The 14,034-nt window shown below is 67.3% G+C and carries 12 protein-coding genes; 5 read left to right on the top strand and 7 right to left on the bottom strand.

Annotated elements, in window-relative coordinates:
• Window positions 1-69 precede the first annotated feature (69 nt).
• The gene (locus Cte04_RS00300; protein WP_066469878.1) at window positions 70-1,032 is read left to right on the top strand and encodes a tripartite tricarboxylate transporter substrate binding protein; all 963 of its coding nucleotides are present in this window, start codon (window positions 70-72) and stop codon (window positions 1,030-1,032) included.
• Between the two features lie 32 nt (window positions 1,033-1,064).
• A complete protein-coding gene (locus Cte04_RS00295; protein ID WP_066469865.1) occupies window positions 1,065-2,297 on the top strand; it encodes a flavin-dependent oxidoreductase in 1,233 nt (410 codons plus the stop codon).
• A gap of 48 nt (window positions 2,298-2,345) precedes the next feature.
• Here the strand turns inward: Cte04_RS00295 and Cte04_RS00290 are convergent, their stop codons facing one another.
• Window positions 2,346-4,727, bottom strand: coding sequence for a bifunctional diguanylate cyclase/phosphodiesterase (locus Cte04_RS00290; RefSeq protein ID WP_066471673.1), 2,382 nt, complete (start codon window positions 4,725-4,727; stop codon window positions 2,346-2,348).
• Between the two features lie 464 nt (window positions 4,728-5,191).
• Here Cte04_RS00290 and Cte04_RS00285 point away from each other — a divergent pair, with 464 nt between their 5' ends.
• Complete coding sequence (locus tag Cte04_RS00285; RefSeq protein WP_066469862.1) at window positions 5,192-5,788, top strand: DUF6630 family protein; 597 nt, start codon at window positions 5,192-5,194, stop codon at window positions 5,786-5,788.
• Between the two features lie 62 nt (window positions 5,789-5,850).
• Here Cte04_RS00285 and Cte04_RS00280 read toward each other — a convergent pair whose 3' ends face one another.
• The 6 genes from Cte04_RS00280 to Cte04_RS00255 all read right to left on the bottom strand — a co-directional run bounded on the left by Cte04_RS00280 (window position 5,851) and on the right by Cte04_RS00255 (window position 12,280).
• A complete protein-coding gene (locus tag Cte04_RS00280) occupies window positions 5,851-6,852 on the bottom strand; it encodes a Bug family tripartite tricarboxylate transporter substrate binding protein (protein WP_066471671.1) in 1,002 nt (333 codons plus the stop codon).
• 189 nt (window positions 6,853-7,041) lie between these two features.
• On the bottom strand, window positions 7,042-8,358 hold the full coding sequence (locus tag Cte04_RS00275; RefSeq protein ID WP_066469858.1) for an MFS transporter: 1,317 nt from the start codon (window positions 8,356-8,358) through the stop codon (window positions 7,042-7,044).
• Between the two features lie 147 nt (window positions 8,359-8,505).
• Window positions 8,506-9,150 carry a maleylacetoacetate isomerase gene (gene maiA, locus Cte04_RS00270; protein ID WP_066469855.1) on the bottom strand — a complete coding sequence of 215 codons (645 nt, stop codon included), beginning with the start codon at window positions 9,148-9,150 and terminating at the stop codon, window positions 8,506-8,508.
• 10 nt (window positions 9,151-9,160) lie between these two features.
• The gene (locus Cte04_RS00265; protein WP_066469853.1) at window positions 9,161-9,868 is read right to left on the bottom strand and encodes a fumarylacetoacetate hydrolase family protein; all 708 of its coding nucleotides are present in this window, start codon (window positions 9,866-9,868) and stop codon (window positions 9,161-9,163) included.
• Between the two features lie 32 nt (window positions 9,869-9,900).
• Complete coding sequence (locus Cte04_RS00260) at window positions 9,901-11,028, bottom strand: cupin domain-containing protein (protein ID WP_066469851.1); 1,128 nt, start codon at window positions 11,026-11,028, stop codon at window positions 9,901-9,903.
• A 43-nt stretch (window positions 11,029-11,071) separates the two neighbouring features.
• Window positions 11,072-12,280 carry a 3-hydroxybenzoate 6-monooxygenase gene (locus Cte04_RS00255; RefSeq protein WP_066469850.1) on the bottom strand — a complete coding sequence of 403 codons (1,209 nt, stop codon included), beginning with the start codon at window positions 12,278-12,280 and terminating at the stop codon, window positions 11,072-11,074.
• Between the two features lie 269 nt (window positions 12,281-12,549).
• Here Cte04_RS00255 and Cte04_RS00250 point away from each other — a divergent pair, with 269 nt between their 5' ends.
• Window positions 12,550-13,095: a MarR family winged helix-turn-helix transcriptional regulator gene (locus Cte04_RS00250; RefSeq protein ID WP_066469849.1), complete on the top strand. Its 546-nt coding sequence runs from the start codon at window positions 12,550-12,552 to the stop codon at window positions 13,093-13,095.
• Window positions 13,096-13,111: 16 nt separating this feature from the next.
• Window positions 13,112-14,008, top strand: coding sequence for a LysR family transcriptional regulator (locus Cte04_RS00245; RefSeq protein ID WP_066469848.1), 897 nt, complete (start codon window positions 13,112-13,114; stop codon window positions 14,006-14,008).
• Window positions 14,009-14,034: the final 26 nt, after the last annotated feature.

Genomic DNA, 14,034 nt, shown 5'->3' with positions numbered 1-14,034 from the left:
GAATATATGCATGCTAACCAAATCGGAGGAGACACCATGCAGATAAAGTCATCGACAAGACGTGGATTCATGCACGGCGCCGCACAGCTTGCCGCCGCCGCTTCCCTCCTGCCAGCGGCCGGTGCCCGGGCCAATACGGAGGCCGTTGCGCCGATACGTCTCATCGTGCCCTTCACGCCGGGCACGGGCATCGACACGATTGCACGCACCGTGGGACCGCAGCTGTCCCAGCGCCTGGGGCGGCCCGTCATCGTGGACAACCGCCCCGGCGCATCGGGCAACATCGGCACCGAGGCCGTGGTGCGCGCGGCACCCAACGGGCAGACCCTGCTGGTGACGGTCAACACCCTGGTCATGAACGCGCCGCTGTATCCCAAGCTGCCCTTCAATCCGCTCAAGGACCTCGAGCCCATCTCGTTGACGAGCTGGGGCCAGCTGATCCTGGTGACGCCGGCGACGGCGCCGTTCAGGACGGCTGGCGACCTGGTTGCCGCGGCCAAGGAACGGCCGGGCCAGATCAATTACGCCTCGCCGGGCGTGGGCACGCCGCACCATATGTCCATGGAGCTGCTCAAGAACACCGCGCATGTCTCCATCACCCACATTCCCTATCGCGGTACGGGCCCCGCGCTGACCGACCTGATCGGCGGCCAGGTGGACTGCATGTTCCTGCCCATCCATGTGGCGCTGGCCCATGTCAAGTCGGGGCGCCTGCGCGCGCTGGGCATAGGCAGCCACCAGCGCCACCCGCTGCTGCCCGATGTGCCCACGCTGAAGGAGGCCAGGGCCGGCGACGTGAACGTGGACATGTGGTACGGCATTTTCGCGCCGGCCGGCATGCCCGCCGATCAGCTGCAGACGTTGAACCAGGAGCTGCGCGCCATCCTGGCGACGGACGAGGTCAAGCGCGCCTTCGAGCCCCAGGGCATGGATCCGGCCAGCAGCACGCCCGAAGAGTTCAGAACCCTGGTGCAAAAGGACGCCAGGCGCTGGGCCGATCTGGTCAGGAGCCGCGGCATCACCGCGCAATAAGGCAGGCCCGAGCGAGACGGAGGAAGACGGACATGAAAGTAGCAATCATCGGCGGCGGCATTGGCGGCCTGAGTCTGGCGCTGGCCCTGCATCAGCGCGGCATTGCCTGCGAGGTCTTCGAAGGCGTGTCCGAGGTGCGGGAGGTGGGTGTCGGTATCACGCTGCTGCCGCACGCCATGAAGGAGCTCAGCGATCTGGGCGTGCAGCCCGCGCTGGAGGCGCTGGCGATCGAGAACCTGGAGAGCGTGTTCTTCAACCGCCACGGCCAGTATGTGTACCGCGAACCGCGCGGGCGCCATGCGGGCTACAGCCTGCCCGAGCTCGGCATCCATCGCGGCAAGCTGCACCGCGTGCTGTACGAGGCGGTCGTCGAGCGCCTGGGGGCCGCTGCCGTGCATGTGAACCATCGCTGCGAGCGCGTGGAATCCTCGGACAGCGGAGTGACTGTGCATTTCTGTGCCCAGGCCGATGGGTACCGCCCAGCCGCGGCGCAGGCCGATATCGCCATCGGCTGCGACGGCGTCAATTCCACGGTGCGGCGCCAGTTCTACCCGCATGAGAAGCCTGCATTCGGCGGCATCAATACCTGGCGCGGCGTCTCGCGCTTCCGGCCCATCCTGAGCGGCAAGAGCTATATCCGCATAGGTACCGTGGAAACGGGCAAGATGGTCATCTACCCCATAGCGGACGACATCGACGGCCAGGGCACCCAGCTCGTCAACTGGGTGGCCGAGATCCGCGATCCCGCGATGCAGATGAACGACTGGAACAAGACCGGCGATGCCGCCACGGTTGCGGCACTGTTCCAGGACTGGAGGTTCGACTGGCTGGACGTGCCGGCGCTGATCGCGGCGGCCGAGACCGTTTTCGAGTACCCGATGGTGGACAAGGACCCGGTGCCGCGCTGGAGCTTCGGGCGCATCAGCCTGCTGGGGGATGCGGCCCATCCCATGTATCCGCGCGGCTCCAACGGTTCGGCCCAGGCCATGCGCGATGCGCGGGCGCTGGCCGATATCCTGGCAGCCCACCCGGAGGGCGACCCTGAGGCGCTGCTGCAGCAGTACGAGGCGCAGCGCCTGCCGGCTACCTCCAAGATCGTGCTGACCAACCGTTCTATGCCGCCGGACTACATCATCATGAAGGCCGACGAGCTCAGCGGTGGCCAGCCTTTCACGCATATCGACGACCTGATCAGCCAGGAAGAGCTGCGCGCCATCGCCCGCAACTACGAGCAGGTGGCGGGGTTCGCCAACCCGGTGCGCTGACCGGCATTTCCCGCCCGAGGGGCGGGGAGGAGCGCTCCTGCCGGGCGGTCAGCCCGGCGCGCGCGTGAGGTGCTGGAACATCTGTATGGACTGGGGGCGGCCCAGCAGATAGCCCTGGGCCTGCTGGCAGGATTCGGCGCTGAGGAAAGCCAGTTCCTCCTCCGTTTCCACGCCTTCGGCCAGCACCGGCAGCTCCAGGCCACGGCCCAGTCCCAGCACGGCCCGCACGATGGTCGCGGCCTGCCTGTTGAGGTTGACGGACTTGATGAAGGATGCGTCGATCTTGATCTTGTCGAAGGGAAAGGCCCGCAGGTTGGACAGCGAGGAATAGCCGGTGCCGAAGTCGTCCATGGCGATGCGCACGCCCAGTTCCTTGAGCTGGCGCAGCATGACCAGCGCCCGGCCGGGATCGCGTATCAGCGCGGTTTCCGTGATCTCCAGTTCCAGGCGCCCGGGGGGCAGGCCCGTCTGCGCGAGGATGTCGCGGGTGGTCTGCACGAATTGCTGGCTGTGCAGCTGCGCGGCCGATACGTTCACCGCCACGCTCAGCGGCTGCTCCCAGCCTGCGGCCTCCCGGCAGGCTTCCCGCAGCACCCATTCCCCGATCTGCAGGATCAGGCCGCATTCCTCGGCAATGGGAATGAAGGTGGCCGGCGAGATGGAGCCGCGCTCCCGGTGGTTCCAGCGCAGCAGCGCCTCGAAGCCGACCACTTCCCGGTCGCTGGTGCGCGCCAGCGGCTGGTAGACCAGCGACAGCTCCTGCCGCGCGATCGCAAAGCGCAGATCGTGCTCGAGCCGGCGGCGGTCGCGCATCTGTTCGCCCATGACGGCCTCGAACAGACGGTAGGTGCCCCGGCCTTCGGCCTTGGCCCGGTACAGCGCCGTATCGGCGCAGCTCATCAGCGATGTGCTGTCGTCGGCATCGCCGGGAAAGACGGCAATGCCGATGCTGGTGGAGATCATGGCGCTGGAGATGGAGGCCTGCAGGTTCTCCTGCTTGAACGCATCGAGCAGATCCTGGGCAATGCGCTCGGCCTGCCTGGGATCGCCCAGCCCCGGGGCGATGACGGCGAACTCGTCGCCGCCCAGGCGCGCCATCAGCTGCCCGCGGCGCAGCACCTGCCGGGCGCAGCCGGCAACGGTCTGCAGCAGCTCGTCGCCGGCCGCATGGCCGAACAGGTCGTTGACTTCCTTGAACCGGTCGAGATCCAGGCACAGCACGGCCAGGTGCTTGCCCGCGAAACGGCCGTCGCTGCCATGCGCCAGCAGCAACTCTTCCAGTTTCTGGTTGAAGGTGTTGCGGTTGGCCAGCCCGGTCAGGGTGTCGTGGTGCGCCAGGTAGTGGATGTCGCGCTCGGCCTGCTTGCGGGCGCGCAGGTCGCGGATGGCCACGACGCGCTGCAGCTTCTGGGCATGGACGACCGGTCGGGAGATGACCTCCACCGCGATCGGGTCGCCGCCGTTGGCGGGGTGGAGCACGGTCTCGAAGGCCACGCAGGGCTTGTCCTCCAGCCAGCGCCGGGCCAGCTTGTCCGGAAGAATCAGGGAAAGCTGGCTACCCACCAGCTGATCCGTGCTGCAGCCGATCAGCTCGGCCAGGCTGGCGTTGGCCGTGCTGATCACCTCGCCTTCGCAGACCAGCAGGCCTTCGAAGGCCACATTGGCCAGGCTGTTGAGCCGCTCCATCTCGCGCTTGGCCTGCCGGCGCTCGCGCAGGTCGAGCATGAAGCCGGCAAAGGTCAGCAGGAAGATCGTCAGGCAGGCGATCGTGACCAGGATGGCAAGCCAGTAGGTCGGAATCGCATGGGGCGATATGTCCACCGTGGGGTCGAGAATCAGCGCTGCCGCCGCCATGGCCGTGAAGTGGTGGCTGCAGATGGCCAACGCCAGCAGCAGGGCGCCTGCGGCGATCGACCTGTAGGAGCGGCTGCGCAGTCCGGCCGGCAGAGCGAGGGCGCCGAACAGCGCCCCCAGCACGATCGAGGCCGCCACCAGCGGCGGATTCCAGATGATGCGGCCCGGTATCTCGAAGGCGGCCATGCCGGTGTAGTGCATGACGGCGATGCCGCCGCCGACCAGCGCGCCGCCCAGCCAGCGGCCATGGCGCAAGGATGGCCTGGAGGCGACGGCAAAACTCATGGCGGTCAGCAGGATGGCGGCAATCAGCGAGACCAGGGTCAGCGCGATGTTGTAGCCGCTCTGGATGCCGGGCGAGTACGCCAGCATGGCGATGAAATGCGTGGCCCAGATGCCGAAGCCGGTGGCAGTACCGGCCACGCAAAGCCATGTCGAGCGCATGATGCCGTGCGATCTGGCGACATGGTGCAGCAGGTTGATGGCGGCAAAGGAGGCCATCGTGCAGATCACGGCCGCCAGGATGACGAGCCTCAGATCGTGCTCGTAAACAATGCAGTCATAAACAGTGAACATGGAAAAAGGCAAAGCCTGAGGCTTGAGGGAATGCGGCTTCTGGGAAGATGCGTAGGCGGCTGGCTATGCGCGTTGCGGGCGGTACGCCCGCAGGGCAATGGCTATGGAAGGAGAAGCGGTTGAAGGAAAAAACTCTGCAGGATGGCTGCGTCTTTGGGCAGGCAGCCATCATGAAGCAGTCCAAGTGTAAGCATTGGTAATATATTGATACATCTCAAGGCGCCCATGCCGGTGCCTGTGTGAACAAATGTCAGGATTGGCGCCCGGATCACGGTTTTGCCGGCTGCGGGGCCGCTTTTGCGCCCTGGCCGTGCGTCATGCCAGGGCCGCATTCGCCGTGCGCGCCATATGCCGTCCGTGACAAAAATGACAACCTGTCCGGCGGCAAACTGGCACGCTGAGGGCCAGGGCCTGTCGTGGCCGGCCCGGATGCGCTGCATGGCGAGGACACCAGGAGAGTCGAAATGGGATGGACGCAATGGCTCAGGCGCCTGGCAGGCGCCGGTGCAGTCGGGGCCGCGGCGCCAGGTCCGGCGCCCGAGCCTCTGCGTATCGTGCGCAAGCAGGATTGGCAGAACCTGTGCGAGGCCATCATGCATGTGCTGGCGCCTGCCCAGACCGATGCACTGAGCGCCGAAGTGGTGCTGGCGCTCACGCACCCCGAGCTTTATTTCTCCCGCTTTGCCGACGAGCTGGAACAGCGCGGCATCGAGGAGCCGCGCGAGGTCACGCCCTGGCTGGCGCTCGTCGACGGACTGCAGCGCCGCGAACTCGGCGTGGAAATGGACTGGAAGCTGGGCATGAACGATCTGGTCTGGAACCTGTCGCGGCTGCGCATCAGCGAGGAGCGCCATGTGGACTACGACGCGCTGGATGTGGCGGAGATTTCCGGCTTCGATGCCCTGACCGAGGCTGCGGCCTGCCTCAAGCCGCAGGGGCTGGCGCTGGCCGTCTTCGACATCGACAGCGACAGCTACCCGCTGGTGCTGCTGCCCGTCGAGCAGATGGCCGCCATCGAGGAACTGGCGCGCCAGGTGGGCCACAAGGTCTCGGCGTTCTGACGACACGCGCCAGAAAGCCCTGCCGGAAAGCCGGGCAGGGCCTGGCGACGGCTGCAGGAAACTCAGTCCAGGCTGATATTGGCCTTCTGGATCAGCAGCTTGTACTGCTCGGACTTGGTCCTGGCGAACTGCTGCATCTCGGCCGCGCTCCAGCTCATGGGCTGGAAGGCAAACGTGGCGAACTTCTCGCGCACCTGCGGGTCCTGCAGCACGCTGACCACGTCGCCGTGGATCTTGTTGCGCAGCGCGGGATTCATGCCCTTGGGCGCGAGCAGGGAAACGAAGGAGTTCACATCCAGCTCGGCGGGGCCGCCGGCCTCGGCCACGGTGGGCACGTCGGGCATCTGGGCAATGCGCTTGGGCGCGGCCACTGCGATGTAGCGGATCTTGCCGGACTTGTAGATGCCCTGGCTCGACGGCAGGCTCGCAAAACTCCAGGCCGGGTCGCCGTTGGCCACCGAGGTGAAGAGCTGGCTGACCTCGCGGTAGGGCACATGCGTCATCCTCGTACCTGTCAGATAGTCCAGCCATTCGCCGCCCAGGTGGCCGGGGCTGCCCACGCCCCAGGAGCCGTAGCTGACCTTGCCGGGTTCGGCCTTCGCCGCCTTGATCAGGTCGCCCATGTTCTTCCACGGCGAATTCGTGGGCACGACCACGAAGAACGGCGTGAGGAACAGGGGGGCCACCGGGTCGAAGTGGTCCAGCGGCACGAAGTTGCGCTTCTTGTAGAGATAGGGCAGGGCCGAGACATGCTCGCTGTCCAGCTGCAGCAGCGTGTAGCCGTCGGGCTTGGCGCGGCGCGCCGCTTCGATGGCCACGAAGCCGCCGCCGCCGGGCCGGTTGTCCACGGTCACGCTCTGCTTCCAGCGCGCGGCCAGTTTTTCGCCCACGATGCGCAGTACCGCATCCGGGCCGCTGCCCACGGCAAAGGCCGTGATGACGGTGACCGGATGGCTGGGGAAGCCGGCCGCCGGATCGTTCTGAGCCAGTGCCGGGCCGCCTAGCGAGAGCAGGGCGGCTGCCGCCAGCAGGGTGCGCCTTCCGGATGGAATGCCGGATTTGATAGCGGCTGGCGCAGAAAGGGTAAGGGTTTGGTCGTTTTTCACAGCTTGTCTCCTGGTTGAAAGTTTTTCGGTACTGCGGATGGGCCAAACGGCGACCTGCCGGTGTGGCGGGTCACCTGGGGGAAAAGACCTGGCATATGAAGGGGCTACGCCAGGGCTTGGCAAGAGGCGAGGGGTGTTTGTCGTGGCTCAGTCCTTGCGCTTTTGCATAAACAGCACGCACACCGAGGCAACCACTGCGGGCACGGCCACGATTTCGAACACGGTGGCGAGGCTCAGGCCCGCGGTCAGCATCCAGCCGCCGGCCATGGAGCCCAGGATGGAGCCGATGCGGCCCATGCCCAGTGCCCAGGCCACGCCTGTGGCGCGGTTGGCCGTGGGATAAAAGCCCGCTGCCAGCGCATTGCCGCCGACCTGGCCGCCCGAGGCGCAAAAGCCGGCCACGAAGACGGCCAGCACGAGCAGCGGCGTGGAGGAGCCGGCGGCATGGCCGATCAGCGCGATGAACACAGCGCCCACGATGTAGGCCAGCGACAGCACGCGCGCGGGGTTGAAGCGGTCCATGAAGCGGCCCAGCGCGATGGCGCCCACCGTGCCGCCCACCTGGAACATGGCGGTGACCAGTGAGGCATCCTGCAGGCTGCGGCCCGTGTTCTTGATCAGCGTGGGCAGCCAGCTCGACAGCAGGTAGATGATGAGCATGCACATGAAGAACATGGCCCACAGGATCACCGTGCCGCGGCGCAGCCTGGGATCGAACAGCTGCCGGACGGGCGAGCCGGGGGGCGCCTTGTCGGCAACCGTGTAGGTGGCGCCGCTCAGGTCGGCTGCAGGTGCGATGCGGCGCAGGATGCGGCCGATCTTCGCGGCGCCGTGGCCGCGCGCGACCATGTAGCGCACCGACTCCGGAAGCAGCCAGCCCAGCAGCGGTACCATGGCCAGCGGCACGATGCCGCCCACCAGCAGAACGCCGTGCCAGCCCCAGTGCGCCACGATATAGGCGGCCAGAATGCCGCCCAGAGCCGAGCCCAGCGTGAAGCCGCAGAACATGGTGGTCACCAGCACGCTGCGATGCCTGTCGGGCGCGTATTCGGAACTCAGGGTGATGGCATTGGGCATGGCGCCGCCCAGGCCCAGCCCGGTCAGGAAGCGCAGCACCAGCAGCGTCTGGAGGTCGGGCGACCAGGCCGATGCCAGCGAAGCCAGCCCGAAAAAGCCCACGCAGACCATCAGCGTGGTCTTGCGGCCTATGCGGTCGGCCACGGGGCCAAAGCACAGGGCGCCGATCATCAGGCCGAACATGCCGGCGCCGAACACGGGCGCCATATGGGCCGGATCCAGTGCCCACTGCCTGCCTATGGCCGGCGCGATGAAACCGATGGAGGCCGTGTCGAAGCCATCCACTGCAACAATCAGAAAGCACAGCAGCAACGTGACGATTTGCGTGCGCGAGAACCTGTGCCGGTTGATGAATTGCTGAACGTCGATCACGTTCGCTGCTGTCATGTCGTTATCTCCTTGCATCCTGCACCTGCTGCATTTCCGATAGCAGCTGGCGCAGGCAGCTGCTGCGCAAGAAGGGCATCTGGCTCTTGCCTTCCAGAAGCCATGGCTTGCGCTGCAGGTTCACCGCTTTCCCGGTGGTCGCGGTGCTTATCGGGCCGCGTCGGGCTGGGCCAGGGGCGCGGCCCGGGCAAAGGCCGGCAGGGCGGCGCAGGCCTGGTCCACGGCGCCGATCAGCGGCCATCGGGTCAGGTCCACGCCGAAGCGGCGCGCGCTTTCCACCTGGGGAACCAGGTAGACATCGGCCAGGGTCGGTGCGTTGCCCCAGCAGAAGTCGCCGCGTGCCTTGTCCTGGGCCAGCAGGGCTTCAATGGCATCGAAGCCTGCCGTGATCCAGGTGGCGCACCAGGCGTTGACGGCGGCCTCGTCGGCGCCGAACTGCCGGCGCAGGGTCTGCAGGATGCGGCGGTTGTTGATGGGATGCACATCGCAGCCCACGATGGCCGCCAGGGCGCGCACGTGGGCGCGGGCCTCGGGCTCTGCGGGTAGAAGGGCCGGCGTGGGGTGGCGTTCTTCCAGCCATTCGATGATGGCGGGCGACTGGATCAGCGTTTCGCCGCTGTCCAGCGTGAGGGCCGGCACCAGGCCTTGCGGGTTCACGGCCTTGTATGGCGCCTCGGCCTGCTCGTCCACGCGCAGGTCCACGGGGACATACTCGGGCGTGAGGCCCTTGAGGTTGAGCGCAATGCGCAACCGGTGCGAGGTGCCGCTGCGGAAAAAGCTGTAGAGCTTCATGGCCTGCCTCCTATTCCGGCTGACCCACGGTCAATGCGATTTCGCCCACGCCTTCCACGCGGCCCGTGATCTTATCGCCGGGCTGCACGGCGCCCACGCCTTCGGGCGTGCCGGTGTAGATCAGGTCGCCGGGCTGCAGGTGATAGAACAGGGACAGGTCGGCAATGATCTCGCGGATGTTCCAGATCAGCTTGTCCACGTCGGACTGCTGCTTGATTTCGCCGTTGACCGACAGCTCGATCGCGCCGGATTCGATGACCTTGCCGGGCATGGGGACCACTTCCGTGGCGATGGAGGACTGCTCCACGTCCTTGCCCAGGTCCCAGGGGCGGCCCTTGTCGCGCGCCACCAGTTGCAGGTCGCGGCGCGTCATGTCCAGGCCGCAGGCGTAGCCATAGATGTATTCGTGCGCCTGCTCGGCCGGAATGCGAAAGCCCGGCTTGCCGATGGCCACGACGAGTTCCATCTCGAAGTGGTAGTTCTTCGTTTCGGGCGGGTAGGCCACGGTGGCGCCCGATGGCGTCAGCGTCTGCGGCGCCTTGGTGAAGTAGAAGGGGCGTTCCACGCTCTTGTCCACGGGGCGGCCCATTTCCACGGCATGGGCGTGGTAGTTGCGGCCCACGAAGAACAGGCGGTTGACGGGCAGGCGCTGCTCGCTGCCGCGCACGGGCAGGGATGGGACGGGGGCGGGGGCCCAGAGGTAGTTGGCTTGGGTCATGGAGAAATTCCTTTCAGGTAAGAGTGAGCCGTTCAACCGAGTTGGGAGCGGTAGGCGTGTACGGCTTCGAAGATGGGCGTATCCGCAAAACGGAACAGGTCCAGCTGCGGCTGGCCGGCATCGCAGCTGGCGGCGAAGCTCTGCCACGAAGGCACGACGAACATGTCGCCGCGGCGCACCTGCCATTGCTTCTCGCCCACGGCGACCGTGCCCTGGCCGTCGAAGACCTGGAACACGGCAGAGCCCACTTCGCGCTTGGGCCGGGTGCTGGCGCCGCTTTTCACGCGGTGCATCTCGCAGCGGATGGTGGGCAGCACGTCTCGGCCGTTCGTGGGATTGGTGTAGCGCACGGCGGCGTGGCCGGGGCTCAGGGTGGCGGGATAGCCTTCGGCTTCCAGCGCCAGCTGCTCGTTCAGTGCCCTGTCCGTATCCACCCAGCGGTAGGCCAGCAGCGGGGTGACCGGGGCCTCTTCAAGGTGGGCCACCGGGCGCAGGCCGGGATGGGCCCACAGGCGTTCGGAGCGCGAATGCCGGGGTGTGGCGCGCTCGTGCGGGTCCAGGTGCAGGCGTCCGTGCTCGAAGAACTGCGACTCGCCGTAGTAGGCAAACGGAATGTCCAGGCCGTCGATCCAGGCCATAGGCTCGCTGGCCGCGTTGTGGTGGGCATGCCAGTTCCAGCCGCCCTGGGGCAGGAAGTCGCCGCGCGACATGCGCACCGAGTCGCCGTTGACCACGGTCCACACCCCTTCGCCTTCGACCACGAAGCGGAAGGCGTGCTGGGTGTGGCGGTGCTCGGGAGCATCCTCGCCGGGCATCAGGTACTGGATGGCGGCCCACAGCGTGGGCGTGGCAAATGGACGGCCGCCCAGCGCCGGGTTGGCCAGCGCGATGGCGCGGCGCTCGCCCCCGCGGCCCACGGGCACGATGCGGCCGGCTTCGTCCGCCAGCTTGAGCAGGTGGTCCCAGCGCCACAGGTGGGCGGCTGCCTTGCTGCTGGGATGGGCGGGCATGAGGTCGCCGATCTGCGTCCACAGCGGCACCAGCATTTCCTGCTCGAAGCCGCGATACAGCTGTTCCAGCGCCGGCGTGGGCTCGGGCTGGCCGGGCGCGGCCACGGCCGAAAGTTTGACGGGAGAGGGGATGGCTTCGGTCATGCTCATTTCGGTTTCTTTCTTGTCTGTTCCTGCGTGGGGGCCGCTTCTCTCAGTCTTCGGCCAGGCACTTGTCGACCTTCCAGCCGTAGAGCCATTCCATGGCGTCGTAGAAGCGCTCGGGCGTGCGGCCCTTCCACAGGTCGTTGCGCACCAGGCGCTCCACGCCCTTGGCGTGGAAGATGCGGCCCATCTCGCGCGCCGACAGCACCACGCGCGCCGTGCGGGCGATGCGCGAGCGCTCATACAGCTGCAGGGCCCGGGGCCAGTCGTGATCGCAGCGCTTGAGGGCCTCGCCCAGCGTCACGGCGTCTTCGAGCGCCATGCAGGCGCCCTGGGCGATGTACTGCAGCGTGGGGTGGGCGGCATCGCCCAGCAGCGTGGCGCGGCCGAAGCTCCACTGGCCTATGGGGTCGCGGTCGGCCGTGGCCCAGCGCTTCCAGCTCTTGGGCATGGCTATGAGCTGGTGGGCACGCGGGCAGCAGTCGCGGTAGTAGCTCTGCACCTCTTCGCGGCTGCCTTCGCGCACGCCCCATTCCTCCTGCTCGCGGCTGTGGAAGGTGACGACCACGTTGTACTGCTCGCCGCCGCGCAGCGGGTAGTGCACGAGGTGGTAGTTGGGGCCGACCCAGATGCTGGCCGCATTCCAGCGCAGGTCCTCGGGGAAGTCGTTCTTCTCGACCACGGCGCGGTAGACCACATGGCCCGAAACGCGGGCCGGATCGCCCACATATTGCTGGCGCACCACGGATTTCACCCCGTCGGCGCCGATCAGGGCCTGGCCCCGATGGGCCCTGCCATGCTGGTCGTAAACCGTGACGGTCTCGCCGTCCTGCTCCACGCGCTCGATGCGCGTGCCGGTCAGCGTCTCGATATTGCCCAGGGCCCGGGCGCCTTCGAGCAGCGAGGTGTGGATGTCTGCGCGGTGGATGACCGCATAGGGATTGCCGAAGCGTTCACGGAAGGCCTGGCCCGTGGGGATGCGGCCCACCAGGCGCTCGTCCAGCGCATCGTGCATGACCATCTCGTCGGTATAGACGGCGCGGCCCCGGGCCAGCTCGCCGATGCCCAGCGCGTCGAAGGCTGCAAACGCATTGGGCCCGAGCTGGATGCCGGCGCCGATCTCGCCCAGCTGCGGTGCCTGCTCCAGCACCTTGACGGCATAGCCCTGGCGGGCGAGGGACAGGGCGGCCGCCACGCCGCCGATGCCGCCGCCGGCGATCAGAATGGGAAGAGTCGAGGAACGGGGGCTGGTGGTCATACAGGTCACTTTCTCGGGTGCTCTCGGAGCCTTTGGCGGCGGCTGCCTAGCGCGGTCTGCCGCCAGCTGCCTTGTCCGAAAGCAAATAAACAGTGTGCTGACGATCAGTGTAGTGTTTGTTTAAGTCCAAAATTTATCGGGTAAACCCTAGGTGTCGGGTTTTCTCTGCAAGCCCGTCCGGACGTGAGAACATCGCTGGGCTGCCGCTCCTCGCCGCAGCCGGCCGCAAGCCGGCGCCGGCAGGGCGGCCAGGGACCACTCGGAAAAACATGCAATACCAACCCGCAGAACTGGAAAACTATCCCGGCTACCACATCCGGCGCCTGCAGCAGATTGCTGTGGCCGTGTTCATGGAGGAGGTGGAGGCCTTCGGCGTCACGCCCGTGCAGTACGCTTCCTTGTCGGCCGTGCTGCGCCAGCCCGGCATAGACCAGCGCACGCTGGCCCGCTCCATCGGCTTCGACACCTCGACCATCGGCAGCGTGATCGACCGGCTGGAAGCGCGTGGCCTGATGGTGCGCAACGCCAGCCCCGCAGACCGCCGCGTGCGCCTGCTCACGCTCACCGATGCGGGCCGCCAGCTGCTGCAGGAAGCCGAGCCGGCGGTGCTGCGCGCCCAGCGCCGCATGCTCGATCCCCTGCCTGACGACAAGCGGGCCCAGTTCATGGAAATGATTTCGCTGCTGATCCACGAGAACGACGAATTCGCCCGCGCGCCCAGCGCCGTGGCCGAGCGCAGCGCGGAGCGCAAGCGCACGGCCGCCGTGAAGGCCGTCAAGACGCTGGCCGGCAGGAACAAGGCCGCGGCCGAATAGGCCTGCAGGCAGGACCATGGACTGGGACCATCTGCGCTTCTTCGGCGAACTGGCGCGCAACGGCAGCATGGCCGCGGCCGCCAGGCGCCTGGGCGTGGAGCACACCACGGTGTCGCGCCGCGTGCAGGTGCTGGAAAAGCAGCTGGGCGCGGTGCTGTTCGAGCGCGATGGCAGCCAGTGGCGTCTGACCGAGGCCGGTCGCCAGCTGCTGACGGTGTTCGATGCCATGCAAAGCGCCGTGGACGGGCTGGAGCGCAGCCCGCTGGCCCAGGCAGCGTCCAGCGATGGCCCGGCCGGCCTGGTGCGCGTGGGGGCGACCGAAGGCTTCGGTACCCAGCTGCTGGCGCCGGAGCTGGCACGGCTCACGCGGCGCTACCCGCTGCTCAGCATCGACCTGCTGGCCCTGCCGCGCCTGCTGCACCTGTCGCGGCGCGAGGCCGATATCGTGATCTCGCTGGAGCGCCCCAAGCGCGGCACCGTGGTCGTCACCAAGCTGGCCGACTACCGGCTCTACCTCTACGGCCAGCGCGAATACCTGGCGCGGCATCCGCTGGTGGCGCGCACGGAGGACCTGCGCCACCACAGCTTCGTGCATTACGTGGACGACCTGCTGTTCACGCGCGAGCTGCAGCTGCTCGACACGCTGTACCGGCCCGAGCGCTTTGCGCTGCGCAGCACCAGCATCACCGCCCAGTACGAAGCCGTGCGCGCGGGCGCGGGACTGGCCGTGCTGCCGGCCTTTCTGGCCGACAGGGACCCGGTGCTCAGCCGCGTGCTGCCCGAGCAGGCCTGCTTTACCCGCACCTTCTGGATGAGCATGCCCGTGGAGTCGCGCCAGATTCCGCGCATCGCGGCGACCTGGGCATTTCTGCGCGATGCCGTGCACGGCATGCGAGCACAGCTATGCCCTTGAAGGGCGGCGTCCCTCCAGGGGGTATC

The sequence above is a fragment of the Comamonas terrae genome, from assembly GCF_001544075.1.
Lineage (GTDB): Bacteria > Pseudomonadota > Gammaproteobacteria > Burkholderiales > Burkholderiaceae_C > Comamonas > Comamonas terrae.
The sequence above is the reverse complement of the archived record's forward strand: the minus strand, read 5'-3'. Positions and strand labels throughout refer to the sequence as shown.